Below are 24,303 nucleotides of genomic sequence, written 5' to 3'. Positions count from 1 at the left end.
TATGAAACAACAATTTTTAGCATTTAGCTCTTTGCTTTTATGCATCATCAGCTCCGTAAACATTTATGCACAGCAAACCCCATCTTTTCATATTGGAGTAAAGGGAGGAACAAGTTTTACAAAAACCCCAACGGAGTCTTCTTCCTTGGAAGGGAAATACGGCTTCGGTTATCAGGCAGGAATTATGACCAGAATGGATATCGGAAAGCTTTATGTGCAAGGAGAAGCCTTATTCAACAAAAGAAAAACGTCCTACGAAGCAAAAGATGGAAGCTCGGCAAAACTAAGTTGGAATGCCATTGACATCCCGGTAGTTGTAGGATATAAAGTGGTAAAAACAGATGATTTTAATGTAAGAGTATTTGCCGGCGGAGTCTACAGCTATGCTTTTAATAACAAAATTTCCACTTCACAGGCTGTCGCCGAAGGCTTTAAAAATTTTGATAAATCCAATATTGGAATTACAGGCGGTTTGGGAATAGATTATAAGAATTTCACCGTAGATCTGAGATATGAAAACGGGCTTTCAAATATCAGTAAAGAGTTCAGGTCTAAACCTCACAGCTTTAGCCTTGGGATAGGGTATTTCCTGTTCTAAAAACTTAAATTACCTTTACATGATTAGAAACTGTTTCCCTTCAGTTTCTAATTTTTTATCAATCAACTTTAGATTATTTCATGGCAAGATTTTTTGTTTTAAGAAAACATACTTTCATTATCCTTTTCTGGCTCGTTTTTACGGTTGCCATTTGGATTAATTTTCAAGCTACATCGAATGGGTACACTGCGGTTTTTCAGACTTTTGTGATCACAGCTACGTCCTTTATTTTCACTCATTTTCTTACAACAAAACTACTTCCCAAGGCCCTTCGTTCAAAAAGGATGGGTTTCTTTCTTACACAGGCCACCCTGATTATTTTTGCATTAAGCTTTATATATTCTTTGATATTCACCTATGTTAAAGGAAGTTCGGACACTGTGCTTCCCCCAGATTTTTCTGATCAGATTCCTATTTTATGGAAGGGATTCTACCTTGCCCTTCCCGCCTCTTTCTTAATTAACGGTGCTGCCTGCGGTGTAAAATTCTATCAGGAGCATGGAAAAATAGAGCGGGATCATATTCTTCTTCAGCAGGCACATCTGGAAAACCAACTCAAGCTTTTACAAGATCAGATCAATCCGCATGTGGTATTCAACATTCTGAATCACATTCATATTTTAATGAGAACAGATACTCAGCTTGCAGATTATCTGCTCCTTAAATTTTCAGATATCTTACGCTACCAGCTTTACCACTGTAATCAAAACACTGTCCCTTTAGATAAAGATATAGAGCATATTCAGAATCTGGTAGAAGTTGAAAAACTGAGATGGGGTAATGAACTGGACGTAAAGACAATCTGGGAGATTAGCAGTAACAAAGCTTTTATTGCCCCTCTTCTCTTGGTAACTTTTATTGAAAATGCATTCAAATATGTGTGCAGGCTTCCCGGCCATAAAGGTCACATCTCAATTTCTTGTATGGAAAGAGATAAAGTTCTCTCCTTTTATATAGAAAATTCTTATTCTGATGTATTGAGCTATAAAAAGAAGGATGGAGTTGGAGGAATTGGTCTTGAAAACGTAAAAAAACGCCTAAAATTACAGTATCCAGGCTCCCATGATTTAAAAATAGAAGCTGATCAGAATATATTCAAAGTAACTTTAACCTTAAATTTAGCTGAGTATCATGAGTACTACTATTCCTAAAATGAAATGCCTCATTATAGATGACGAACCTCTGGCAAGATTCCATCTTAAAGAGCTGGCCGGCCAGATTGACTTTTTATCAGTGGAAGGGACCTGTGCCACAGCACTGGAAGCTGATACTATAGTGAAGGAAAAAGAAATAGACCTTCTTCTTCTGGATATTAATATGCCCTACCTTACCGGTCTTGAGTTTCTGGAGCAGCTGGAAAACCCTCCTTTATGTATTCTCACTACCGCTTACTCTGAATATGCTTTAGAGGGATTCAGGCTTCAGGTGGTAGACTATCTTTTGAAGCCTATTGCTTTTAACCGTTTTTATCAGGCTGTAAATAAAGCACAGCAGCAGTTTATTGTCAGTGAAAAACTGAGAAAAAATATTCCCCTTGATGATCCTTTTCTGTACGTAAGGCAATCTGACAGCTTTATTAAAGTTTCATGGGTGGATATTCTCTACGTAGAAAGTATGCAGAATTATACCAGGCTTCATTTTAAAGATAAATCGCTGATCATTCATCAGACAATGAAGGCTATTGAAGAATCGCTTCCCTCTGATCATTTTTTCAGGATCCATAAGTCTTATCTGATCAATATTACCCATATCGATATGATCTCCGGAGGACGTATTTTTATTAATAAGATCGAACTTCCCATTTCCCGTAACCGAAAGGAAGAGCTGCTGAATCAGGTGGTTTATAAAAAATTGATCAGCAAATAATTTTAAAAGGGAAGATACAGTAGTATGATGACAGCCTTAGGCATCTTCCCTTTTTGAATCTTCTATGGAAGATTCCAGTGTAATGATACTGCTGCATAGAATGTGCTTGCGAATCTGGGATCTGCCATTTTTTTGTCCCGGAAAATATTTTTGATTTTTCGGTCACTTTCACTGAAGCTTCTTAATAATGCAGTTCCGCCTGTAAGACGCAATGTAAGTTTATCATTGATCTTAAACTCCGGTCTGAGTCCGGCAGTGATCTGCTGGTAACCCAACAGTATTGATTTTCCGTCCTTATTTCTTTCTACGGTCATTCCGTTAAGGTTTACTACAGCTTTTAATGCAAATTGATCAGAAAACAGATATCCGGCTTCCATTCCTTCCGGGAAGTTGATATTAAACTTAATTTTTCCGTTCGTCTTCCAGTCAAAATAGATCCAGGGTAAAATCATAGGAACGCCAAATGCTGTTGTCAATACCGGACCTCCTCCCAAAGCAAGATTAGGATTGAAATGTCTGATAAACAAAATTCCACCCTGTCCCAATACATCATCAAAGTTCACTTTTTCCATATCGGTATATACTCCTACCGATGCTGTCATCATCATACTCCACTTTTTACCCAGAGGCCTCATATGCTGAAGTCCGACCTGCGCATTCAGCATCTGGTCAGGAAATAATTGAGTGTCATAGTTGGTGTGTTTCATCTTTGCATAGGATCCGCTGAGAAGCATTGACCAGGCTCTTACTTTTCCATCTGTATCTTTTTTTACAGATAATGGAATCCTCAGATTCAGATCTACTCTTTTAAAATCACTTTTAGAATTGGTTTTGGTACTGTCTTCAGGGCGTATATAATTGGAGCCTGGTATATATTCGGTTTTAAGCTCGGCAGATATTCCGGATTGTGCACTTACCCAATACCCTAATGGCAATAAACAGCAGATAGCTGTCAAAAGGTTCCTTTTCATATTTTAAATTTTATGCAAATAGAACCCTTTGGCAATTTTTTACAAAAATTACTTGATTAAGTGTTTGGATAGTATGACAACAGGATCAAATAACAGGATTAATATAATATTAACAACTCATTAAAAAAGATAACCTTTTTAAAATAACTATACCCCTACTTAACTGTAACACAACCATAGAAACAGAGCCATTGCTATTTTTACACAGCAGCTTTTTGATTTTTAAAAATACGATACCCAAACCAAACTGCAATCAAAGCAATTCCTGCACGGGCCACCACCATTGGAATAATAGAGTCTGCTTCCAAAAGACCGATGAGTCCTGACATCAAAAATGTAACCATCAACTGCATAAATCCAAGCAAGGCTGCAGCCGTCCCGCGTCCTTCTTTAAATGGGGATAAAGCATGTGCTGAAGTAATAGGAAATAAAATTCCGATCGCAAGTAATGACAAATAGAGCATTGCAATTTCTAAAGCTACAGAAAGATTTTCTGCTGCAATTAAGATATGCAGGGTACACACAACCAGTAAAATAATTGTGGCAATAAATAAAAGAGTTGAATTACTTATTCTCTTGATCAGTTTGGGTGTAATGTAAGCAGCTGTTATCAAAGCCAGCGAGTTAAAAGCAAATATAAAACTGAAAACCCCGCTTGAGAAACCATGAAGTTCCATAAACAGAAACGGAGCATTTGAAATGTAGATGATAAGAGAGGCAAAAGCAATACTTCCGATCATCGTACTGTTGATAAAATCTTTATTTGAAATGATCATTTTCAGCTGATCTTTTAAGCTTTTTTCATTTTCATGGTCGTACTCGTCAGGAAGACTGATTTTCGCATTAGTTTCAGGAATGTATTTGTACACCATAAAAAAAGTAATCAGCCCCATGACACACAGGAAAGCAAAAGAACTGTTCCAGCCCCAAAACTTAAGAAATACACTTCCCAGCAAAGGTGCAACAATAGGCGCAATACCACTGATCTGTGACTGTTGGGAAAAGATTGCTACAGATTTTTGTTTATCATAAAGGTCAATAACAATGGCTCTTCCTATGACAATTCCGGCACTTCCTCCAAAAGCTTGTAGAAAACGCATTGCCCATAAAACATAAATATCTGATGTAAAATAGATGGCTGTAGCGCCTATGATAAAAAGTAAAAGTCCACAATACAGCATAGGTTTACGGCCTTTTTTATCCGATAAAGGCCCCCATAAAAGCTGTCCGAATGCAAAACCGGCAAAGAAAACCGAAATGGATATCTGGATATGCCCAATATCAGTATTAAAAATCTGGGCCATATTTGGAAAAGCGGGGAGATAAAGATCGATACTCAGAGACTCCAACGTGTTGAGTAGTGCCAAAATAAACACTACAATATTCAAATTCTTCATAAATAGTCATATAGCCTTCACAGGCGATTTTTGAGAGTACAAAAATGCTGTAAAAAGCAAAGGCTTACAATAAAAGAACTGAAGGATGACTAGCACAAACTGAGGATTACACCTCTAAATATTTCCTTTTTATCAATTTTAAAATAAAACAACGGGAACTTTCTGAAGATTAGCCTTTTGCTGTTTTAAATTCTTCAGGACTCTGCCCGGTATGTTTTTTGAAAAATCTTGAAAAATAAGAAGCATCACCGAATCCCAGCTTAAAACTTACTTCTTTCACGGTCAGAGCTCCAAAACTAAGCTCTCTCTTGGCCTCCAGCACAAGACGTTGGGCAATCATCTTTTTTACTGTAGTACCTCTCAGTAAACGTACAATATCGTTAAGGTGATGAGCGCTTATTTTAAGATGATCGGCATAGAAACCGGTTTCCTTTTGCAGTATATAATTCTTTTCTATCAGCCCTACCAATTCCTGAACTCTCTGCCGGTCATTAAGTAAGGGTTCGTGGGGATTAATTTGTTCCGCAATGATAATACAAAATGCTTTCAGATAGGCCTTTAAGAGCTCAGTTCTTGAAGCCTCCTTATATTCCTGCTCAATAAGTGACATGATCGCGGTACAGGTCTTTTCATTTTGTGGATTTAAATAAAAGGGAAGTACCCCTCCTGTGAGTAACCACTCTATATCACAAACTTCATTGAAAATCTCCCGGCTTATGGCCATTGCATACCCTTCCTCTCCTGCTAATTTCATATTGAATGCCTGTCCCGGTGCAATGATGCAGATTTGATTGTTATCTAGTTTGTAACTTTCAAAATCCAATTCTAAGCGACTGTTTTCATACACCTCTCTGAACCAGATAATTTCAAAAAAATTATGCCGGTGTACATCATGGAAATTTTCCGGACCGGCTGCACTCAAGGTACTCATCTGAAATTTTTCAGATGTAAGATGGTGGACCGGAATTTCTTTTTCGGGTATGATCATGATTCTATTTTAAAATCGTTAAGCTACAAACAAAAACCACAGCAAAAAAAGTGCTGCGGTTTTCTACAATATTCAAAATTAAATATAATTTATCCATTCTGGTTACCAAGGAAGGCGTCCCAGCCCTGTGCCGTAAGAGCAACAAGCTGGTTAGAACCCCTTGCTACCATAAAGTTTCCATCTTCTTTTTCAACAGCATATCCTATAATGGTAAAATCAGGATGGTTTTTAATTTTATCAAAATCATTAGATGAAATGGTAAACAGTAATTCATAATCCTCACCACCACTTAAGGCAGTCATTACAGGATTTAAATTCATTTCATCTGCCGTAGAGATCGTAAGGCTATCCATCGGAATTTTTTCTTCATAAAGCCTGAACCCTACTCCTGACTGATCAGAAAGGTGAAGAATTTCAGAAGCCAGACCATCAGAAATATCAATCATAGAAGTTGGCTTAATATCCAGTTCTTCCAAAATGGTTTTAATATCTGTTCTTGCTTCAGGTTTTAACTGTCTTTCCAGGATATAATCATATCCCTCCATCTCCGGCTGCATATTTGGATCTGCAAGATAAACAGCATGTTCTCTCTCCAAAATCTGAAGTCCCATGTAGGCCCCACCTAAGTCTCCGCTTACTACAAGAAGATCATTAGCTTTAGCACCACTTCTTTTTACAATATTCTCTTCATTCTCAAGTCCTACAGCGGTAATACTCATCACCAGTCCGGAATTAGAACTTGTAGTATCTCCTCCAATCAGATCTACCTTGTATCTTGTACATGCAGCCTGTATTCCTGCATAGATTTCTTCTAAAGCTTCTACCGGAAAACGGTTGGAAACAGCAAGGGAAACCAGTATCTGAGCAGGAACAGCATTCATAGCAGCAATATCGCTAAGGTTTACCACTACAGCTTTATAGCCAAGGTGCTTTAAAGGGACATACCCTAAATTAAAATGTACTCCTTCTGCCAGAACGTCTGTCGTAAGAACTACTTTTTTATTTTCGGGATTGATCACTGCCGCATCATCTCCTACTCCAAGTATTGAAGATTCATTGGATAGGGGAAAATTTTCCGTCAAATGTTTAATAAGGCCAAATTCTCCCAATTTTGAAATGGGCGTCAGCTCCTGTGATTTATCTTCAAACATAATTTTTTGTATTAATATTCAATGTAAAAAGTATTAATGATTCAAAGTTACCTTCTAAACATTAAACTCTAAACCTTGAATTCTGAATTATTTTGTAAGTTCTGCCGGATCAATATTGTGTGGATGAAAAGGGAACTTTTTAAAGTCTTCTTTTGACAAAACCACAGTTTCCGGGCTTTTATATTTATTCATGGCTTCCACAACATCATCTGGCGGGGTCGTCATTTTTCTAAGCATCATATCGATCCATACTCCTGTAGCTTCAGAAGTAGCACAGTGTACCCCATCCGGAGTATAAAACTTGTGTACAAAACGGTAGATAGAAGAATCTTCTGAGCATCCGTCTATTTCTACACTTACGATCACCGTTTGATCTGCATAGATTTCTTTAAAGAAAGAATATCTTTCGTGCAGGATCACAGGACCTATTCCCCATCTGCTAAGCTGGGTAACGCCCATTTTTTCTTTGGTCATAAAAGCCATTCTGGCTTGCGCACAATATTGTACATATGACGAATTGGCTAAATGCTTATTAGCATCAAGATCGCTCCATCGCACTTCAAATTTATGGTAGAAAATCATTTGAAAATCGTTTTTGGTATAATTAAAATTATAATCTTCAAAAATACTCAAATAAGATGGTTTATAAAAATTGTACTTTTGAAAAAATAATCTTCAGCATAGGATTACATATACATGAAACAGATCATTATAATCGGAGGCGGTGCTGCAGGCTTTTTCTGCGCATCCAACCTTGACGAAAAGAAATACAATATTACCATTTTAGAACAGAACTCTGATGTTCTACAGAAAGTAAAAATATCAGGAGGAGGGCGCTGCAATGTGACCCACGCCTGTTTTGATCCAAGGGAGCTGGTGCAGTTTTATCCCCGTGGAAATAAGGAGTTATTGAGTGTTTTCAGCAAATTCCAACCCGGAGATACCATGGAATGGTTTGATCAGCGGAACGTTCCTCTGAAAATTGAGAATGACAACAGGACCTTTCCTGAAAGCAATTCATCACAGACCATTATCAATACTTTTTTAAATGAAACCCAGAAGAAAAATGTATCAGTAAGGACAAAATCTGTGGTGAAAGAGATTGAAAAGCAGGATGAAAAATACATTGTAAAAACCAGTTCCGGCGATTTTGAAGCAGATTATATTGTTTACGCTACAGGAAGTTCTCCCAAATCACTGAAAATCATTGAAAATCTGGGCCATAAGATTGTAGATCTTGTTCCTTCACTTTTTACTTTTAATATTAAAGATGATTTGTTAAAAGATCTTCCGGGAACAAGTTTTGAAAATGCAGGGATTTCAATTCCTAAGCTGAAAACAGATGAAAGCGGGCCGCTGCTTATTACTCACTGGGGACTTTCCGGGCCTGCGGTTTTGAAAATTTCTGCATGGGAGGCGATAAGTCTTGCGCAGCTTAAATATAATTTTGAAATAGAGGTTAATTTTATTTCAATAGATCTGGATGAAGCAGAGGAAGTGTTCCATAGTTTTAAACAAAGCAATCCTAAAAAAACCGTCGGACAGTCAAAGATTTTTGATATTACGAACAGATTCTGGCAGAAAGTTTTAGAAATTTCAAAAGTTGACCTCAACAAACAGGTTGCTAATATTTCAGGAAAGGAAATGCAGAAAATCCTTGAAAATCTTTGCAGAAAGAAATTCCAGGTGACCGGAAAATCAACGTTCAAAGATGAGTTTGTAACAGCCGGAGGGGTTGATTTAAAAGAAATTAACTTTAAAAACATGTCTTCGAAACTTCTTCCGAACTTTTATATTGCGGGAGAAGTCTTAAATATAGATGCCGTGACAGGAGGCTTCAACTTTCAGGCGTGCTGGAGTGAAGGCTGGCTGATTGCACAGGATCTCAATAATTTGTAAAAAATAAATAACACATATGAAAAAAATAATATTTCTATTTCTGTCCCTGGGATTTTGCTTATGTTTTTCCCAAGCAAAGGAAACAGTAGTAAATCCTTCTAAAGAAAACAATACCACGGAAGAGCGTAAACAGGCAGAATACCCCGGAGGAATCAATGTATTTATGAGGGAAGTGTCTCAAAAAATAGATATCAAACGAATCAAAGGAGGTCCTGGACAAGTACGGGCCAGCGCAAAGTTCTCCGTCAATACTCAGGGTGTAATAGAAAAAATTTCTATTACAGGAAGCAACGAAAAAGTGAATAAAGAAATTGAAAGAGTAATGAAGTCTATGACAACCAAATGGACGCCCGGAGAATACAAAGGAAGCCCGGCAGAGATTTTTTATACCCTTCCATTCATTGTTAATTTTGAATAATTAAAATGCTATCAGTCAAAAGAAATACCGCCATTTTCTTTAAAATCCTTTTAATTTTGGGATTCGGGTATTTCTTTTGGCTGATGGTGAAAATAACGCTGGAATATATTCCTTTTGATCCAGATGCCAGCTTTTTAATGATCAAACAAACAGAAGTTGCAGAAAGGCCGGAATATATTACATTTTTCTATACTCATGTTTATACCAGTATTTTTGTACTTCTTTCAGGCTTTCTGGCTATATTCAGAAAAAATTTCGGATTAAAAAGCTTTCACAGGAATATGGGAAAGATCTATATTTTTCTCATTCTCATCTTTGCTGCACCATCAGGATTTTACATGGGGATATGGGCAAACGGAGGTCTTCTCTCGAAGGTTTCATTTATCATTCTGGGTATTTTATGGTGGTTTTCAACCTTCAAAGCCTACCAGCTTGCCCGGAAGAAAAAGTTCAAAGAACATAAACAATGGATGTGGCGGAGCTTTGCCTTTACATTATCTGCCATTACCCTCCGAATGTGGAAAGTTATTATTGTATATTTATTTCATCCCAATCCGATGGATGTTTATCAAATCATTGCATGGCTGGGCTGGATTCCCAATATCCTTATTATTGAATATTTAATCAAAAGAAAACTAATATGAAAATTTTAAATTACACTCTTATTTCTTTACTTACGGTTTCTCTGATAAGCTGTAAAAAAGACGGAAAAAGCAATGAATCCGGAAAAGATTCTCTGACGGCAAAAAAGGATTCTGTTTTCATTCCTGAAGTTCATAAAGAATATTACGGAATTTATACAGGTGAGTTTGCCGGAATGGAAAAGGTAGTTGATAAAATGGATGGTTCAGAGTATGACGTTAACAATTATAAAAAAATCTCATTAAAAATCAATAGAATTACAAAGGACAGCGTATACGGACAAAGCATTGTCAATGGAAACCAGCGTCCGTTCAGAGGGGTTTTTAATGAAGCGACATCTTCTTTTGTACTTGATGAACCGGGAAATGATAAAACCGACGGACGATTTGAAGTAAAACTGAAAGGAGACAGCTTGAGCGGAAAATGGAATGCTTTCAATAAAACATCGGTAAAAGCACCTTCAAAAACCGTGAAACTGATCAAAAAGGAATTTGTTTACAATCCCAACTTTATGCTGGATAAGGATTCCGACATTGTGGACTGGACAAATTCTAAAGATTTTACCGAAAAATATACAGATGAAGAAACCGGAAAAACAGAAAGTTATAAAACGACTAAAAACCGTGTTGCTTCCGAAGCGATATTCAAACTCAATGCATCCAAGCAAAAACTGACCGAGAAAGATCTTAAAAACTTAAGAAAACTGGATCTGGAAATCATCAAAAACTCTGTATTTGCAAGGCATGGCTACTCTTTTAAAAAAGAAACCTACAGAAATTTCTTTGAACAAACAGACTGGTATATTCCGGTTTCAGGCAATGTAGACAATGATCTTTCGCCTATGGAAAAAGAGAACGTGGCTTTACTGAATCGTTTTACCAAATATGCAGAGGATAAATATGACAGTTTTGGCAGATAGAAACAGCTTTTAAGAATTAGAGGCTTCAGTTCTGGCCATTTTTACGAAAATATAGAGGAAAAGACAGCCTACTGCATAACAGAGAATATCAATCCACGAAAAAGAGTTCCCGATAACAATATACATCAGACTTCCGCGACGAAAGCCCAGTCTTTCTGCGATATTGAAATACTGTGCAGATTCTATAAGAAATGAAAAAAGTAAAATTCCCAAGATCAGCTTCTGATCATTTACCTCCACAAAACTCTTCACGAAAGTATAAAGAAGCATGACCACAATGACGTCGCCCAGATAAGCTCTTACAAAGAAAATATCTTTCAGGATGGTAGCGATTGAAACTTCTATAAGAAAAATAAAGAGGGTCAGAAGGAGATATTTAAGGCTAAATTTTAGTTTCATTTCAATGGTATTTTCAGGGCATGAAAAATCGGTATTCAGAAAATACCGATTTTATTTTTTTATTCAGGCAAATATATTACTTCTTTACCTTGACCGTGCAACCGATAGCTACGGTTTTCGTCATTTTCACTGGCTCACCTTTGATCAAGGCATTCACAGCATCCTGAGCATAATATTCCGATACATCATTTGGATTATCATAATTGTTGTCGATAGCTCCAATATACTTGACGATATTTTTTCCTTTTTCTTTCTGCAGTACAAAAACATGCGGAGTTTTCGTTGCTCCATACTGCGGATAGATTTTCTGGCCCTCATCTACTAAATACGGAAAAGTAAAGCCTTTCTGTTTAGCTCTCTCGATCATTTGCTGATACCCATCCTCAGGCTGTACATTAGGATCATTAGGGTTGATAGCGATTACTGGATATCCCTGGTTTTTATATTTTTTATCAAGCTCAACAATACGGTCTTCATATTTCTTCGCATAAGGACAATGGTTACAGGTAAATATAACAATGAACCCTTTTGCACTTTTTAAATCACTTAGAGAAACCATTTTACCGTCAACATTTTTAAGCTTAAAATCAGACGCTTCATCTCCAACTTCATAACCTTTTGCTGAAGAAACTTTTTCTTTCTGAGATTTATTGTGATCATGGTCAGTGGTTGTAAAACTTAACAACCCTAAGCCAACGGCAAATGCTGTGATTAAAATTTTCAGATTTTTCATATATAGATTATTTATTGTAGATTTTCTGTAATTGTTTTTTCAAGATCTTCCCTGCTCATTTCCCCATCATTGAAATTTATTTTTTCACCATTTTTATAAAACAGCGTCACCGGAATGTTACCATCCCAGTCTTTCTCAAATCTTGGAATCCAGGTATTCATTCTTTTAATATCATCCAGCAGCAGCACTTCAGCACTAAGATTTTTATTTTTCATAAACTTCAATACTTTTTCTTTATCTGCAAGCCTGTCCAATGAAACAAGAATCATTTTATACTTTGGGCTTCCTGCATATTTATTATTGATTTCCATGAAGTGAGGAAGCTCCTTTACACATGGAGCGCAGGTTGTTGACCAGAAATTCACCACAAGAAGTTTATCTTTTTCCTGCTCAATACGTTTTTCGAGTTCTTCATATTTCATCACAGGCACAAAACTCTGCTGAGCTTTGAAGAAAGTACAAAAAACAAAGACTATTAAAATCTTTAACAAATTCTTCATAATCAAATTTAATAAATTAATATAAATCAACCGCCTGCCAAACAAAATTCTCTTCCTAACACTACAGATTATATTTTTCATAAAATTATTATGTATTACCTTTATTATATTTACTATAATTGATTTTTTTTAATACTTTTACTCCCGTTTTTAAACTAGAAACCATGAAAAAATATTACTTACTACTACCTATTCTTTTTTTGGCATCTTGCTCAGACAGCAATGATGACAATGACTCATCCAACAATAATGGGAACAACAATGATAACAGCCCAGTTCTAGTAACGAAAATGATTTCGGACGGAGAAGTATCAACATATACTTACAATGGTTCGAAAATCGCTCAGATAAACAACAGTACCAATGGTGAGGTAACCACTTTTATGTATTCGGGAAACTTAATCACTCAACAGATCACTTCCGGCGCAAATACTAATTATAAAACCACTTATGCTTATGATGGAAACAGCAGATTGAGTAAAAAAATATACACTGAAACTTCTCTTTCATCCGGAGGTACTTCTACTGTAGAAACAAATTATAGCTATATTACCGGTAATAGTGTAAAGATATCCTACGTAGCAAGTTTTTCAGGATCTTCCAGTTCCAGAACCGGGACAAAAAATGCGATATTAAATACGGACGGCTCCCTGAGCAGCTGGACAGAAACGGCAGCTGTACCGGCTAATACCGGTGGATTTCATGCTGCAACAGGTACCATGAAGCCGATTGTGTATGATACTAAGAATGCTCCATTTAAAAATGTAACAGGATTCTTAAAAATTATTGACACTGAGGATGAAAACGGTTCTACCCATAACATTGTAAGTTATAATAGTATACTGAATTACAATAACGGAGCGGGAAGTGCTGAATGGACTATCTTTAAATCCAACTATGAGTATAACGCCAGCGGTTATCCTACAAAGAATTCCAGAACTTATTATAATAAGGCTGAAACCAACGTAACCAATAGCGGATTAAACATTTACGAATATAATCACTTATGATAAAAGAGAGCTTAAAGTTCTCTTTTTTGTTTTTTTAAAGGAGATATATTTTTTCACATTCTATAGAATTAAATGAATGATTTTGTATATTTGGGTGTAACCAAATTAAAATTATCATGAAAAACTTAAACATTCAGAAAAGAAAGCTTGGTAAATCAGAATTAAAAGAAATTAATGGTGGGGCTGCTCCCAGATGCTTACGTGGATTCTGCATGAATCCTGACTCAGGAGAAATGGTACCTGGCCTTGTAGGAAAAGACGGATTCTGCTGCTAACCCAGCATCTTTAAAACTAAAAACTAAATTATAACTACTATGAAAAAAACAAACATTCAAAAAAGAAAATTAACCAAAGCCGAATTAAAAGAAATTAACGGCGGAGGCGGACCAACCTGTTTAATGGCTTGCTTTTGTAATATTGACGGAGAGATGACATTAGGATCATGTACTCCGAAAGGACAATGCTGCTAAAATAACATTTATAACATTCTGAAAGTGATTGGAGAGAAATCTTCAATCACTTTTTTTTAAAGAACTCCTCTGAACAACCAATCTTCCACCAACATAACCACTTACTTTTCAGTATTTTATACTTAAATTAAAAAAATAAACCATATCTTAGAATTACCAAATTAAAATTATCATGAAAAAAACAAACACTCAAAAAAGAAAACTCACAAAAAATGAGCTAAAAGAAATCAGCGGAGGAAGAAGACCTGTCTGCCCAAGAGTAGTAAGCTGCACAGATCCGCAAACCGGAGAAGAGCGGTCCGGAGTTCCTGGTATTCAGGATGGACTATGCTGTTAACGATTGCTCAAATAAAAAAAATGATTGGATTACTTTCCAATCATTTTTTTTATTGCATTAAGCTTCATTAGAGCTTCAATAGGAGTCAGTGTATTGATATCTATTTTTGTCAGTTCTTCACGGATATTTTCCAAAACGGGGTCATCCAGCTGGAAGAAAGAAAGCTGCATATTTTCTTCGGTTACCCTTTTGATGTTTTCTGATGTACTTCCGCCGCCCTGTGTTCTGCTGGCTTCAAGTGTTTTAAGGATTTCATTCGCCCTATTTACTACTTTTGCAGGCATTCCGGCCAGTTTTGCCACATGAATACCGAAGCTATGTTCACTTCCTCCCGGTACAAGTTTTCTAAGAAAAATAATATTTCCTTTATTCTCCTGAATAGACACATGGAAGTTTTTCACCCTTTCAAAGTTGACCGTCATTTCATTCAACTCATGATAATGGGTTGCAAACAACGTTTTAGCCTGTGTAGTATGCTGATGCAGATATTCTGCAATCGCCCAGGCAATAGAAACTCCATCATAAGTAGAGGTTCCACGTCCAATCTCATCAAGTAAAATAAGGCTTCGCTCAGAGATATTATTCAGAATATTCGCCGCTTCATTCATTTCTACCATAAATGTAGATTCACCTGCTGAAATATTATCAGTAGCCCCTACCCTAGTAAAAATTTTATCCAGCATTCCGATCTCAGCATGCTTTGCCGGCACAAAACTACCAATCTGCGCCAAAAGACATACGATAGCCGTCTGACGAAGGATTGCCGACTTACCGGCCATGTTCGGTCCTGTAACCATAATGATCTGCTGAGAATCTTTATCCAGAAAGATGTCATTCGGAATGTATTTCTCTCCCAATGGAAGCGCATTCTCTATAATGGGATGTCTTGCTTCTTTTAAATCAATTGCATAGCCATCATTCAGAATAGGCTTTGTATAGCTTTCTGAAACAGCAAGTTCAGATAATCCGGAGGCAACATCAAGCTGGGCAATGATGTTGGAATTCCCCTGAATCTGATCAATATAAACCATGGTTTCTGCGCACAGATTTCTGTACAGAGAGGTTTCCAGCACACCGATTTTTTCTTCAGCCCCCAGAATCTGACTCTCATATTCCTTCAGTTCTTCGGTGATATATCTTTCAGCATTCACAAGGGTCTGTTTTCTTACCCAGTCATCAGGAACTTTATCTTTATGGGTATTTCTTACTTCAATATAATAACCGAAAACATTATTAAAATCAATTTTAAGGCTGGTAATTCCTGTTCTTTCAATTTCCCTCTGGCACATATCATCCAGGAATCCGCGGCCTTTGCTCTGTAGATTTCTCAATCTGTCCAGTTCTTCAGAGACCCCTTCTTTAATGACATTTCCTTTGGCAATGCTTACCGGAAGCTCTTCATTAAGGTGATTCTGTAAAAATTTAATCAGTTCTTCCAGATCAAATAAAGGTTCAAGCCATGCCAGTACATCTGCATGAGGATGCAATAAAGCTTTGATTTTATGAATATTAATTAAACTCTGGCGCAGATGTCCCAATTCTCTTGGCGAAATTTTCTCGGCTGCCAGTTTTCCCATCAGTCTGTCCAGATCAGATATAGACTTCAGCAGTTGGCAGATCTCATATTTCAGATGGTCATTCTCGTTTAAGAAATCAATCAGAGAAAGCCTTCTCATAATCTCATCCACCGATTTTAAGGGAAGAATAATTCTTCTCCTCAATAGTCTTCCTCCCATTGGAGTAGACGTTTTGTCTATAATATCCAATAGTGATTTTCCCTGTGGATTACTTGGATAGACAATTTCCAGGTTTCTTAAGGTAAAATTATCCATCATCAGATAATCTTCCTGTGGAATAACCTGAAGTTTTGTAATATGGGCAAGCAGATTGTGGTGGGTATCTTCAACAAGATAGGCAAAAATAGCACCTGCAGCTGTAATCGCTAATGGAATATTTTCCACTCCAAATCCTTTTAAAGATTTAGTTTTGAAATGATTGGTTAGTTTATCGTAGGCAAAATTATATTGAAAAGCCCAGTCTTCAAGTTTAAAAGCATTTTTATTTTTAAACTGTTCCGGGATCTGTGCACTTCTCTGATAAATAATCTCACTTGGATCAAAGGTATTGACAATATGCAATAGTTTTTCCAGATTCCCTTCGCTTACCAAAAATTCTCCTGTAGAGATATCTACTAAGGCTATTCCGTATTTTTCTTTCTCTTTATGTAAGGAAAGAAGAAAATTATTCTTTTTCGAGTTCAGGACCTGGTCATTGAAGGTAACTCCTGGCGTCACCAGCTCGGTTACCCCTCTCTTTACAATTCCCTTTACCATTTTCGGGTCTTCCAGCTGATCACAGATAGCCACTCTCATTCCTGCTCTTACCAGTTTTGGAAGATAAGAATCTATTGAATGGTGCGGAAACCCTGCAAGTTCCACACTTCCTTCTCCATTATTTCTCTTGGTAAGAACAATACCCAGGATTTGGGATGTTTTCACTGCATCCTGCCCAAAAGTTTCATAAAAGTCCCCTACTCTGAAAAGTAAAAGTGCATCCGGGTATTTACCCTTGATGGTATTGTACTGCGTCATTAACGGGGTTTCCTTCTTCGATTTTGCCATAGTAAAAAATGAACCCCAAATTTAAAAAAATAAATTCAGGGTTTTGAGATTTGTTTCTTGGTTAATATTATCCTCTTTTTGGTATCATTAATTAGTTGTATTTTCACCATAAAATCAAATATTAATATGGAATTTCCTGTTTTAGAGACCGAAAGGCTTATTTTACGGCAACTTACCCATAACGACACTGAAGATCTTTTTGAATATTTTTCTCTGAATGAGGTTATGGAATATTATGATCTGGCTCCCTTTCAAAATTTGGAAGATGCCCAACACATCATTAGGCACTTTAATGGTGAATTTGAGAAAGGGAAAGGATTCAGATGGGCACTGGAATTAAAATCTGAAAAGCAAGTTATTGGAACCTGCGGCTACCACAACTGGTACAGGGAGCATTTCCGGGCAGAGATAGGTTATGAACTTAACCCAAAATTCTGGCAGCAGTCCTATATGAAAGAAGCCATTCTTCCTATTCTTACCTTTGGTTTTGAAACAATGAGGTTACACAGGGTAGACGCCTTTATCGATCCTTCCAATATATCTTCTGAAAGGCTGCTGTCGTCTCTCAATTTCAGCAAAGAAGGTACTTTAAAAGACTTCTTTTTTGAAAAAGGAAAATTCGTAGATGCAACCATCTTCGGGTTAATAAATAAATAATCTTAATTTAAGAGCAAAACATAAAGTCAGTTATTTTGTTTTTCAGATTTCAGATGCACCTCCAATGCTTCTGAGCTTTTCTTATATGCCCATTGCTGCTTGTAATTCACCCATTTAGCTTTAAACAGTTTACGCATCAGTTTATCTGTATACCTCATCACGAAAACATGATACAGCATATTGGCAAAAGTCTTCGGTTTATTGGGAAGAGCTCGTAACGAAAGGGAAAATCCGGGTTCCAGATATCTGTTGAAATGCCAGAATGCCCCTGGAATAAAAAGGGCATCCCCATGTTCCATGAAAATCTCATATCCTTTCGCATATTGTAAAGCCGGAAACTTTTCATAATCAGGATTTTCATAGTCCAGATCATAAATTGTATGGACCGATAACGGAACTTTATACAGAAAAGGCGACTGTTTCTGATCAAACAGTAGAATTCTCTTTTTTCCTTCAAAATGGATATGCATAAAATCGCCCAAATCAACATCATAATGCATTAAAACATGAGCCTCACTGCCACCGAAAAACAAAGTAGGCAGTCTTTTAAAAAACTTTATCCCCAGATCCGGATAGGTAAAGTTTTTCAAGAGTTCGGGCAGTTTATCCGTAATAATATAGAAAAAGATACGCAGATCTGAAGGCTTGATTTTTATAGTATCAATATAATCCTTCATTTTCATACAGGCCACCGGAGCATCAGAACTTTTAGCAGCATCAGCGGGTTTATTATTATACAGCGGGACTTCCTGATCACCCGCTTGTTCACGGATATAAGACAGATTCCATTTGTCAAAAGCAGACCAGCGGCTTGCAAAATTCTTGATTAAAAGAGGTTTTTGCTTTTTAAAATAATTTTTCTGAAAATCTTCTTTACTGATATCATTGACGACATCTACGTTTTCGAGGATCATGTATTTTGTATTTTGGGGAAATAAAAATAGTGTTTTTTTGATACTCGAAAAAATTTTAAAAGAAAGGCTGACAATAAAAAAACAGAAAAACCATACAATCAAAATTTCTTTTATCTCAATTTTAACCAAAAAGAAGAATCTCTCTCAAATAAATGTAACAGCTTTCCGTCAGCCAATACTAAATGAAAAAAAATTATATTTGTGGTATTAAGTGAATTTATGAGAGTCTACAATACCAAGCATTTCCTTAAAATCCTTTTCAGCTTACACAAAAGTGATACCCTAAAAATTCTTTTTCCAAGCATGATCCTTGTAGGATTATATTCCTGGGGAATTCAATATCTGGAGGTGGAATATTTTCATCTTACTTCAAAATCAGGGATCAGCAATGTAGGAATGATTCATTCTTTACTGGGCTTTGTACTTTCTCTTCTGTTGGTTTTCAGAACAAATACTGCTTATGACAGATGGTGGGAGGGAAGAAAGCTTTGGGGAAAACTGGTGAATGATACCCGAAATTTTTCTATAAAAATCAATACTATTCTTGCAGACAATCGTCAGGATGCAGAACAGATTGCAAGATATTTAAAATTCTTTCCACACTTTTTAGCCAAACATCTTTCCAAAGAATCTACGAGACTTGCTTTGGATGAAGATTATTCTGAGATTGAAAAGTCATTGAAAAATCATGGCCCAAGTGAAATAATTATCCTTTTAACCCATAAGCTGAATCAGCTGAAAAAAGAAGGAAAGATTTCAGAAATTGAAATGCTGTATCTGGACACCCAGCTTTCCGGGTTCCTGGATGTATGTGGGGGTTGTGAGAGAATCAAAAATACTCCGATTCCCTATTCTTATTCGTCTTTTATTAAAAAGTTTATTATCCTGTATGTTTTTGCTTTGCCCATAGCCTACGTGATTAATATTGGACTTTTTATGATCCCCCTTACCGTTTTTGTATATTATGTTCTGATGAGCCTTGAGCTTATTGCCGAAGAGATTGAAGATCCGTTCAACAATGATGAAAATGACATCCCTATGGAAGTGCTGGCCCAGAATATTGAAAAAAACGTACATCAGATTATGAACAGAAAATAAGAAATAAAGCTTTTAAAGCTTGATTTCTTTTAATTCGCCGTCCTGTTTTATTTCTACAAATTTACTTTCTCTGTTGGCCGCAGAGTACCCGTAGAAAAATGTATTATATATAGGTGCGGAATACATATATCCACCCATTCCGTTATAAGTATCTGTAGTTCCTATCTGTTTCTGATAGCTTGCCGATGCTGTGAAATTGATAATAGTCTCAAGATAATACTTTCCCGGTTTCAGTTTTTCGAATTTAAATCTTCCATGGTCATCTGTTAAGGCTTCCACTCTATATTTAAAAGCATCTTCAGACATATATACTGTAGTTTTTTTGTTTTCATATTTTCTTCTCATATCATAAAACTCCTCAAAATAAGGAGTCACCGGAAAAAGCATAACTACAGTTCCCTGTTTCGCGTAATGTTTTTCTCCGAGAAGAGGCTTAATTCCCAAAGATGTTTTTTGTTTGGTAGAAGCAACTCCTTCAATGGTTGAATTTCCAAAACCAAGCATGTCTCTGGCCAGTTTTTTATCAAAAAACGCTTGAGGATAATAGGTGTTTTGAGCTTTTGAGTGCATAAAAGCAATCATAAGAATAAATAAAATGAATAATTTTTTCATAGTATATTTTGGAATCAAATATAAGTATTTTACTATTTTTGAAATAAAAACAGCCATGAAGTATATTTTTATATTATTTTTTTCTGCCTCTACCCTTATTTTTGCACAGAAACCTTGTGGATATAAAGACGGGCTTCAGGAAGGAAACTGCAAGGAGTTCTATGAAAACGGACAGGTGAAAAATAGTGTTGAATGGAGAAAAGGAAAGCTTGATGGCAATGCTGTTTTTTACCATGATAATGGAAAAATACAGTCAAAAGGAGAATACAAAAAAGGATTTAAGGTTCAAAAATGGGCTTATTATGATAAAAACGGAGTACTGACCTCTGAAGAAGTTTTCAGAAATGGCGAAAAAAACATTTATGACAACAGCCTTACTGCCACTTTTTACTCTCCTTCCGGTAAGGTTACTGAAATTTCCAATTATAAATTCAATAAATTGCAGGGGGAAAGCAGAACCTTCCATGAAGACGGAAAATCTGTGAAAGAAATTGGCCAGTATGACAACGGCCTTGCCACCGGAAAATGGAAAGTGCTTTATCCATCAGGAAAGATACAGCGTGAAACAGAATTTGCCAATGACAAAAGGAATGGCAACAGAGTTCATTACCGTGAAGACGGAAGCATTGAAAAAACAGAGGTCTATAAAGACGGAAAATTAATCTCAACAAAATAATACAATTGGTACAGAAACTAAAACTGGAGGAACTGAACAGAATAGATGTAGAAGCATTTAAGAAAGTTGAAAAAATTCCATTAGTCATCATTTTAGATAATATTAGAAGTATGCACAATGTAGGTGCAGCTTTCAGGACGGCAGATGCTTTTCTGATTGAAAAAATAATTCTCTGCGGAATTACGCCACAGCCCCCGCACCGCGAGATCCATAAAGCGGCATTAGGAGCTACGGAAAGCGTAGACTGGATTCATGAGGATGAAACCAACACCGCTATTGCCGATCTGAAAAGCAAAGGATACGAAATTATAGGAATTGAACAGACTACGGACAGCAAGCTTATTACTGATTTTACCATTGATCAATCCCAAAAATATGCTTTGATTTTAGGAAATGAAGTAGAAGGAATCAGTGATGAAGTATTACCTAATATTGATGTGTTTCTGGAAATTCCACAACTTGGAACTAAGCACTCTCTTAATGTAAGTGTATGTGCCGGAATTGTGATGTGGGAATTCTCAAAAGCCCTAAAATAAAAAAACTGCATATGTCGTTAGTAGACAGTGCAGTTTGAAATAAATCTAATAAAAAGTAAAAATGAAAGGCGACAAAGGTACTTTAATTTTCTTTACAAACAAATTTTGACGGCATTTTTTTTGCTTCATCTTAAAAAAAGTCGTGTTTTCAGAAAAAGTTTCATTTAATTTTTTATAAATTAGCACAATGTTTATCAAGGACTATATCTCAAAAGACTTCCCGTGTTTTAGTATGTCTGATTCAATAGAATCAGCCAGAAATATGCTGGAGGATTTCGGATATTCCCATATTTTCATCAAAAAATCCCAGCATTTTTACGGGGCTCTTGCGAAGGACTTTCTTTACGAAAAAGAGGAAGGGACTCTAAAGGAATTTGAGCATCAGATTGAGCGGTTTGCTATTTTGGAAGACAATAATATTATGGACAGTATCCGTCTGTTTCATACGTTCAGTTCCAATGTGATCCCGGTCATCAACAAAAATGAGAAATACCTGGGATATATTACCTGTGAAGATATTTTTCAGGACCTCTCCCGTTATCCGCTATTTTCGGAATCAGGAGCTATTCTTACCATAGAAACTCCTGCAAGGAAATATTCAATGACAGAGATTGCCAATATTGTGGAGAGTAACAACTCGAAATTTTATGGTGGATTCATAAGTTTCATGTCTGATGAAGTGGTTCATGTCACCATCAAAATCAGCAATGAAAATCTGGCTTCGATAGACTCTACATTTGACCGGTATGATTACAGGGTTGTTGAAAAATACTATTCTGATGAGAAATCCGATCTTTTTAAAGACCGTTTTGGTTTTTTCCAAAAATTCATAGAAATATAACATGAAGGCAGCCATATATTCTCAGAAAAAAGATCTTGATACTTTTTTATATTTAAGCAAGTTTATCTCTGAACTTGAAAGCAGAGGGGTAAAATCTGTTCTGTATGATGAAATGGCTGAAGCACTTCAGTTTTCAAAAATATTCGATACCTTCAACTGTAAACAGGATCTTCTGGATAAAGAGGTCGATCTGTTTTTCACTTTCGGTGGAGATGGAACGATTGTAAATTCTTTGACCTTCATTGAAGATCTTGAAATTCCCGTTGTGGGAGTTAATACAGGAAGACTTGGTTTTTTGGCTTTTTTCACTAAAGAAGAAGCTTTCAGAGAACTTGACTCTATTTTAAAGGGAGATATAAAAACAAGCCGACGTTCGGTAATTGAAGTTGTTTCTCCTAAACTAGAAGGATCATTCCCCTATGCATTAAATGATGTTACTGTTTCCAGAAAAGAAACGACCTCAATGATTACAGTAGACTCTTATATTAATGATGAGTTTCTGAATGTATTCTGGGGAGACGGAGTGATTATTTCAACTCCCACAGGTTCTACTGCTTACTCACTGAGCTGCGGCGGGCCAATCATTTCTCCAAACAACGAAAATTTCGTCATTACTCCTATTGCCCCTCACAATCTGAATGTGAGACCATTAGTGGTAAATGACAAAGTAGAAATAAAATTCAGGGTGGAAAGCCGTGTACCTCAATATTCTCTTTCTTTAGATTCCCGATTGATTCACATAGAAACGGATAAAGAAATCATCATTAAAAAGGCAAAATTCCAGCTTCTTCTGGTACAGCCAAACAGTTTGAGCTTCTATGAAACCATCCGCCAGAAGCTTCTTTGGGGAAGAGACAAAAGAAATTAACAATTTCTTAAAAATGATTACCTTTACACGAAATTAAAACACCTAATAAAATTTATAATAAAAAGTAAAACATGAGCAGAATTTTTCCGGCAGGAGTTGCCACAGGTCAGTTAGTTACTGATATCTTTCAGCATGCTAAAGAAAACAAATTTGCATTACCCGCAGTAAACGTAATTGGATCAAGCAACGTAAACGCTGTGATGGAAACTGCAGCGAAATTGAACTCTCCTGTAATTATACAGTTTTCAAATGGTGGAGCAGCTTTCAATGCAGGGAAAGGACTAAGCAATGACGGACAGAAGTCTGCTATCTTAGGAGCTATCGCAGGAGCAAAACATATTCATACCCTAGCGGAAGCTTATGGAGCAACTGTAATTTTACACACAGACCACTGTGCAAAGAAATTGCTTCCTTGGATTGACGGATTAATGGATGCTAACGAAGAATTCTTCAAGCAGACAGGAAAATCTCTTTACTCTTCTCACATGTTAGACCTTTCTGAAGAGTCTTTAGAAGAAAACATTGAAGTTTCTTCCAGATATTTCGAAAGAATGGCTAAACTTCAGATGACTCTTGAGGTAGAAATCGGGGTAACCGGAGGTGAGGAAGATGGTGTTGACAACTCAGATGTTGATAACTCAAAATTATATACTCAGCCTGAAGATGTAGCTTATACTTATGAAAAATTAAGAGCGATCTCTGATAACTTTACAATCGCTGCCGCTTTTGGTAACGTACACGGAGTTTACAAACCAGGAAACGTAGTTCTTACTCCAAAAATTCTTGACAATTCTCAGAAATATGTTCAGGAAAAATTCGGAACAGCTGCTAAGCCTGTTAACTTTGTATTCCACGGAGGTTCAGGATCTACTTTAGAAGAGATCAGAGAGGCAATTGACTATGGAGTGATCAAAATGAACATCGATACAGACCTTCAGTTTGCATACACAGAAGGTGTTAGAGACTATATGGTAAACAATATTGATTATTTAAGAGCTCAAATCGGGAATCCTGAAGGAGAAGAAAAACCTAACAAAAAATTCTATGACCCAAGAGTATGGGTAAGAAAAGGTGAGGAAACATTCTCTACAAGGTTGGTGAAAGCATTTGAAGATTTAAATAACGTAAATACTTTAAAATAAAATTTGTATAAAGTAAAATGTATAAAGTACAAAGTATTTT

29 protein-coding genes are annotated in these 24,303 nt (G+C 36.4%); 18 read left to right on the top strand and 11 right to left on the bottom strand.

Translation table 11 applies throughout. From position 1 onward, the window contains the following. The first annotated feature begins 1 nt into the window (after position 1). The 3 genes from AC27VX_RS01195 to AC27VX_RS01185 all read left to right on the top strand — a co-directional run bounded on the left by AC27VX_RS01195 (position 2) and on the right by AC27VX_RS01185 (position 2,464). The gene (locus tag AC27VX_RS01195) at positions 2 to 598 is read left to right on the top strand and encodes a porin family protein (RefSeq protein ID WP_488693449.1); all 597 of its coding nucleotides are present in this window, start codon (positions 2 to 4) and stop codon (positions 596 to 598) included. 80 nt (positions 599 to 678) lie between these two features. Further along, positions 679 to 1,749 (top strand): sensor histidine kinase, encoded by a 1,071-nt coding sequence (locus tag AC27VX_RS01190; protein ID WP_488693447.1) that lies wholly within the window; start codon positions 679 to 681, stop codon positions 1,747 to 1,749. Next, the gene (locus AC27VX_RS01185) at positions 1,730 to 2,464 is read left to right on the top strand and encodes a LytR/AlgR family response regulator transcription factor (protein ID WP_236856779.1); all 735 of its coding nucleotides are present in this window, start codon (positions 1,730 to 1,732) and stop codon (positions 2,462 to 2,464) included. The genes AC27VX_RS01190 and AC27VX_RS01185 overlap by 20 nt, the downstream gene beginning before the upstream one ends. A gap of 62 nt (positions 2,465 to 2,526) precedes the next feature. Here the strand turns inward: AC27VX_RS01185 and AC27VX_RS01180 are convergent, their stop codons facing one another. The 5 genes from AC27VX_RS01180 to AC27VX_RS01160 all read right to left on the bottom strand — a co-directional run bounded on the left by AC27VX_RS01180 (position 2,527) and on the right by AC27VX_RS01160 (position 7,553). Next, positions 2,527 to 3,435, bottom strand: coding sequence for a DUF6268 family outer membrane beta-barrel protein (locus AC27VX_RS01180; protein ID WP_488693444.1), 909 nt, complete (start codon positions 3,433 to 3,435; stop codon positions 2,527 to 2,529). A gap of 200 nt (positions 3,436 to 3,635) precedes the next feature. After that, positions 3,636 to 4,832: a multidrug effflux MFS transporter gene (locus tag AC27VX_RS01175; RefSeq protein ID WP_300688477.1), complete on the bottom strand. Its 1,197-nt coding sequence runs from the start codon at positions 4,830 to 4,832 to the stop codon at positions 3,636 to 3,638. 169 nt (positions 4,833 to 5,001) lie between these two features. Further along, the gene (locus AC27VX_RS01170; RefSeq protein WP_236856776.1) at positions 5,002 to 5,820 is read right to left on the bottom strand and encodes a helix-turn-helix domain-containing protein; all 819 of its coding nucleotides are present in this window, start codon (positions 5,818 to 5,820) and stop codon (positions 5,002 to 5,004) included. An 89-nt stretch (positions 5,821 to 5,909) separates the two neighbouring features. Further along, a complete protein-coding gene (gene thiL, locus AC27VX_RS01165; protein WP_488693442.1) occupies positions 5,910 to 6,971 on the bottom strand; it encodes a thiamine-phosphate kinase in 1,062 nt (353 codons plus the stop codon). An 87-nt stretch (positions 6,972 to 7,058) separates the two neighbouring features. Next, complete coding sequence (locus tag AC27VX_RS01160) at positions 7,059 to 7,553, bottom strand: acyl-CoA thioesterase (protein ID WP_236856774.1); 495 nt, start codon at positions 7,551 to 7,553, stop codon at positions 7,059 to 7,061. 114 nt (positions 7,554 to 7,667) lie between these two features. On the opposite strand from AC27VX_RS01160, the gene AC27VX_RS01155 reads away from it, so the two are divergent. Genes AC27VX_RS01155 through AC27VX_RS01140 form a run of 4 tightly spaced genes read left to right on the top strand, consistent with a single transcriptional unit; the run spans position 7,668 to position 10,849 of the window. Further along, entirely contained in the window at positions 7,668 to 8,870 is a 1,203-nt protein-coding gene (locus AC27VX_RS01155) for a BaiN/RdsA family NAD(P)/FAD-dependent oxidoreductase (RefSeq protein WP_488693439.1), read from the top strand. Positions 8,871 to 8,886: 16 nt separating this feature from the next. Further along, positions 8,887 to 9,288 carry a hypothetical protein gene (locus AC27VX_RS01150; protein ID WP_236856772.1) on the top strand — a complete coding sequence of 134 codons (402 nt, stop codon included), beginning with the start codon at positions 8,887 to 8,889 and terminating at the stop codon, positions 9,286 to 9,288. A gap of 5 nt (positions 9,289 to 9,293) precedes the next feature. Further along, the gene (locus tag AC27VX_RS01145) at positions 9,294 to 9,932 is read left to right on the top strand and encodes a DUF2306 domain-containing protein (RefSeq protein WP_488693437.1); all 639 of its coding nucleotides are present in this window, start codon (positions 9,294 to 9,296) and stop codon (positions 9,930 to 9,932) included. Continuing rightward, positions 9,929 to 10,849 (top strand): YARHG domain-containing protein, encoded by a 921-nt coding sequence (locus AC27VX_RS01140; RefSeq protein ID WP_488693435.1) that lies wholly within the window; start codon positions 9,929 to 9,931, stop codon positions 10,847 to 10,849. The genes AC27VX_RS01145 and AC27VX_RS01140 overlap by 4 nt, the downstream gene beginning before the upstream one ends. Positions 10,850 to 10,858: 9 nt before the next feature. Here the strand turns inward: AC27VX_RS01140 and AC27VX_RS01135 are convergent, their stop codons facing one another. The 3 genes from AC27VX_RS01135 to AC27VX_RS01125 form a co-directional block, all read right to left on the bottom strand. Then, entirely contained in the window at positions 10,859 to 11,248 is a 390-nt protein-coding gene (locus tag AC27VX_RS01135; protein ID WP_488693433.1) for a ribosomal maturation YjgA family protein, read from the bottom strand. Between the two features lie 76 nt (positions 11,249 to 11,324). Further along, positions 11,325 to 11,981 (bottom strand): thioredoxin family protein, encoded by a 657-nt coding sequence (locus AC27VX_RS01130; RefSeq protein WP_488693431.1) that lies wholly within the window; start codon positions 11,979 to 11,981, stop codon positions 11,325 to 11,327. An 11-nt stretch (positions 11,982 to 11,992) separates the two neighbouring features. After that, positions 11,993 to 12,481: a TlpA family protein disulfide reductase gene (locus AC27VX_RS01125; protein ID WP_236856767.1), complete on the bottom strand. Its 489-nt coding sequence runs from the start codon at positions 12,479 to 12,481 to the stop codon at positions 11,993 to 11,995. Positions 12,482 to 12,645: 164 nt separating this feature from the next. Here AC27VX_RS01125 and AC27VX_RS01120 point away from each other — a divergent pair, with 164 nt between their 5' ends. From AC27VX_RS01120 to AC27VX_RS01105, 4 genes are all read left to right on the top strand, one after another. Continuing rightward, positions 12,646 to 13,491: a hypothetical protein gene (locus tag AC27VX_RS01120; RefSeq protein ID WP_236856766.1), complete on the top strand. Its 846-nt coding sequence runs from the start codon at positions 12,646 to 12,648 to the stop codon at positions 13,489 to 13,491. Between the two features lie 116 nt (positions 13,492 to 13,607). Continuing rightward, on the top strand, positions 13,608 to 13,766 hold the full coding sequence (locus tag AC27VX_RS01115; RefSeq protein WP_236856765.1) for a hypothetical protein: 159 nt from the start codon (positions 13,608 to 13,610) through the stop codon (positions 13,764 to 13,766). A 39-nt stretch (positions 13,767 to 13,805) separates the two neighbouring features. After that, positions 13,806 to 13,961, top strand: coding sequence for a class IIb bacteriocin, lactobin A/cerein 7B family (locus AC27VX_RS01110; protein ID WP_236856764.1), 156 nt, complete (start codon positions 13,806 to 13,808; stop codon positions 13,959 to 13,961). A gap of 172 nt (positions 13,962 to 14,133) precedes the next feature. Then, positions 14,134 to 14,298: a bacteriocin gene (locus AC27VX_RS01105; RefSeq protein ID WP_236856763.1), complete on the top strand. Its 165-nt coding sequence runs from the start codon at positions 14,134 to 14,136 to the stop codon at positions 14,296 to 14,298. A 29-nt stretch (positions 14,299 to 14,327) separates the two neighbouring features. Here AC27VX_RS01105 and mutS read toward each other — a convergent pair whose 3' ends face one another. Then, positions 14,328 to 16,919, bottom strand: coding sequence for a DNA mismatch repair protein MutS (mutS, locus tag AC27VX_RS01100; protein WP_488693428.1), 2,592 nt, complete (start codon positions 16,917 to 16,919; stop codon positions 14,328 to 14,330). A 126-nt stretch (positions 16,920 to 17,045) separates the two neighbouring features. Here mutS and AC27VX_RS01095 point away from each other — a divergent pair, with 126 nt between their 5' ends. Beyond that, a complete protein-coding gene (locus tag AC27VX_RS01095) occupies positions 17,046 to 17,576 on the top strand; it encodes a GNAT family N-acetyltransferase (RefSeq protein WP_236856761.1) in 531 nt (176 codons plus the stop codon). A 26-nt stretch (positions 17,577 to 17,602) separates the two neighbouring features. On the opposite strand, the gene AC27VX_RS01090 is transcribed toward AC27VX_RS01095, so the two are convergent. Further along, positions 17,603 to 18,490 carry a cupin-like domain-containing protein gene (locus AC27VX_RS01090; RefSeq protein ID WP_488693426.1) on the bottom strand — a complete coding sequence of 296 codons (888 nt, stop codon included), beginning with the start codon at positions 18,488 to 18,490 and terminating at the stop codon, positions 17,603 to 17,605. A gap of 201 nt (positions 18,491 to 18,691) precedes the next feature. On the opposite strand from AC27VX_RS01090, the gene AC27VX_RS01085 reads away from it, so the two are divergent. Next, positions 18,692 to 19,588 carry a bestrophin family protein gene (locus tag AC27VX_RS01085; protein WP_236856759.1) on the top strand — a complete coding sequence of 299 codons (897 nt, stop codon included), beginning with the start codon at positions 18,692 to 18,694 and terminating at the stop codon, positions 19,586 to 19,588. A gap of 12 nt (positions 19,589 to 19,600) precedes the next feature. Here AC27VX_RS01085 and AC27VX_RS01080 read toward each other — a convergent pair whose 3' ends face one another. Continuing rightward, entirely contained in the window at positions 19,601 to 20,200 is a 600-nt protein-coding gene (locus AC27VX_RS01080; protein WP_300688509.1) for a hypothetical protein, read from the bottom strand. A gap of 55 nt (positions 20,201 to 20,255) precedes the next feature. On the opposite strand from AC27VX_RS01080, the gene AC27VX_RS01075 reads away from it, so the two are divergent. The 5 genes from AC27VX_RS01075 to fbaA all read left to right on the top strand — a co-directional run bounded on the left by AC27VX_RS01075 (position 20,256) and on the right by fbaA (position 24,263). Continuing rightward, positions 20,256 to 20,876 carry a toxin-antitoxin system YwqK family antitoxin gene (locus AC27VX_RS01075; protein WP_236856757.1) on the top strand — a complete coding sequence of 207 codons (621 nt, stop codon included), beginning with the start codon at positions 20,256 to 20,258 and terminating at the stop codon, positions 20,874 to 20,876. Positions 20,877 to 20,881: 5 nt separating this feature from the next. Further along, positions 20,882 to 21,412: an RNA methyltransferase gene (locus AC27VX_RS01070; RefSeq protein WP_236856756.1), complete on the top strand. Its 531-nt coding sequence runs from the start codon at positions 20,882 to 20,884 to the stop codon at positions 21,410 to 21,412. Positions 21,413 to 21,599: 187 nt separating this feature from the next. Next, entirely contained in the window at positions 21,600 to 22,253 is a 654-nt protein-coding gene (locus AC27VX_RS01065) for a CBS domain-containing protein (RefSeq protein WP_236856755.1), read from the top strand. Position 22,254: 1 nt separating this feature from the next. Further along, positions 22,255 to 23,121: an NAD kinase gene (locus AC27VX_RS01060; RefSeq protein ID WP_236856754.1), complete on the top strand. Its 867-nt coding sequence runs from the start codon at positions 22,255 to 22,257 to the stop codon at positions 23,119 to 23,121. 71 nt (positions 23,122 to 23,192) lie between these two features. Then, on the top strand, positions 23,193 to 24,263 hold the full coding sequence (gene fbaA, locus AC27VX_RS01055) for a class II fructose-bisphosphate aldolase (protein ID WP_488693422.1): 1,071 nt from the start codon (positions 23,193 to 23,195) through the stop codon (positions 24,261 to 24,263). Positions 24,264 to 24,303 lie beyond the last annotated feature (40 nt).

The organism is Chryseobacterium sp. 14P4.3.2, from assembly GCF_057799275.1.
This window is presented reverse-complemented; position numbering and strand designations above follow the sequence as displayed.

Bases quoted from the DNA above. Each gene is read 5' to 3' on its own strand.
- AC27VX_RS01105 (WP_236856763.1), top strand. From the start codon at position 14,134: ATGAAAAAAACAAACACTCAAAAAAGAAAACTCACAAAAAATGAGCTA.
- AC27VX_RS01150 (WP_236856772.1), top strand. From the start codon at position 8,887: ATGAAAAAAATAATATTTCTATTTCTGTCCCTGGGATTTTGCTTATGT.
- fbaA (WP_488693422.1), top strand. From the start codon at position 23,193: ATGAGCAGAATTTTTCCGGCAGGAGTTGCCACAGGTCAGTTAGTTACT.
- AC27VX_RS01065 (WP_236856755.1), top strand. From the start codon at position 21,600: ATGTTTATCAAGGACTATATCTCAAAAGACTTCCCGTGTTTTAGTATG.
- AC27VX_RS01180 (WP_488693444.1), bottom strand. From the start codon at position 3,435: ATGAAAAGGAACCTTTTGACAGCTATCTGCTGTTTATTGCCATTAGGG.
- AC27VX_RS01130 (WP_488693431.1), bottom strand. From the start codon at position 11,981: ATGAAAAATCTGAAAATTTTAATCACAGCATTTGCCGTTGGCTTAGGG.
- AC27VX_RS01140 (WP_488693435.1), top strand. From the start codon at position 9,929: ATGAAAATTTTAAATTACACTCTTATTTCTTTACTTACGGTTTCTCTG.
- AC27VX_RS01170 (WP_236856776.1), bottom strand. From the start codon at position 5,820: ATGATCATACCCGAAAAAGAAATTCCGGTCCACCATCTTACATCTGAA.
- AC27VX_RS01125 (WP_236856767.1), bottom strand. From the start codon at position 12,481: ATGAAGAATTTGTTAAAGATTTTAATAGTCTTTGTTTTTTGTACTTTC.
- AC27VX_RS01190 (WP_488693447.1), top strand. From the start codon at position 679: ATGGCAAGATTTTTTGTTTTAAGAAAACATACTTTCATTATCCTTTTC.
- AC27VX_RS01060 (WP_236856754.1), top strand. From the start codon at position 22,255: ATGAAGGCAGCCATATATTCTCAGAAAAAAGATCTTGATACTTTTTTA.
- AC27VX_RS01115 (WP_236856765.1), top strand. From the start codon at position 13,608: ATGAAAAACTTAAACATTCAGAAAAGAAAGCTTGGTAAATCAGAATTA.
- AC27VX_RS01075 (WP_236856757.1), top strand. From the start codon at position 20,256: ATGAAGTATATTTTTATATTATTTTTTTCTGCCTCTACCCTTATTTTT.
- AC27VX_RS01155 (WP_488693439.1), top strand. From the start codon at position 7,668: ATGAAACAGATCATTATAATCGGAGGCGGTGCTGCAGGCTTTTTCTGC.
- thiL (WP_488693442.1), bottom strand. From the start codon at position 6,971: ATGTTTGAAGATAAATCACAGGAGCTGACGCCCATTTCAAAATTGGGA.
- AC27VX_RS01195 (WP_488693449.1), top strand. From the start codon at position 2: ATGAAACAACAATTTTTAGCATTTAGCTCTTTGCTTTTATGCATCATC.
- AC27VX_RS01185 (WP_236856779.1), top strand. From the start codon at position 1,730: ATGAGTACTACTATTCCTAAAATGAAATGCCTCATTATAGATGACGAA.
- AC27VX_RS01175 (WP_300688477.1), bottom strand. From the start codon at position 4,832: ATGAAGAATTTGAATATTGTAGTGTTTATTTTGGCACTACTCAACACG.
- AC27VX_RS01095 (WP_236856761.1), top strand. From the start codon at position 17,046: ATGGAATTTCCTGTTTTAGAGACCGAAAGGCTTATTTTACGGCAACTT.
- AC27VX_RS01110 (WP_236856764.1), top strand. From the start codon at position 13,806: ATGAAAAAAACAAACATTCAAAAAAGAAAATTAACCAAAGCCGAATTA.
- AC27VX_RS01160 (WP_236856774.1), bottom strand. From the start codon at position 7,553: ATGATTTTCTACCATAAATTTGAAGTGCGATGGAGCGATCTTGATGCT.
- AC27VX_RS01135 (WP_488693433.1), bottom strand. From the start codon at position 11,248: ATGAAACTAAAATTTAGCCTTAAATATCTCCTTCTGACCCTCTTTATT.
- AC27VX_RS01120 (WP_236856766.1), top strand. From the start codon at position 12,646: ATGAAAAAATATTACTTACTACTACCTATTCTTTTTTTGGCATCTTGC.
- AC27VX_RS01090 (WP_488693426.1), bottom strand. From the start codon at position 18,490: ATGATCCTCGAAAACGTAGATGTCGTCAATGATATCAGTAAAGAAGAT.
- mutS (WP_488693428.1), bottom strand. From the start codon at position 16,919: ATGGCAAAATCGAAGAAGGAAACCCCGTTAATGACGCAGTACAATACC.
- AC27VX_RS01080 (WP_300688509.1), bottom strand. From the start codon at position 20,200: ATGAAAAAATTATTCATTTTATTTATTCTTATGATTGCTTTTATGCAC.
- AC27VX_RS01145 (WP_488693437.1), top strand. From the start codon at position 9,294: ATGCTATCAGTCAAAAGAAATACCGCCATTTTCTTTAAAATCCTTTTA.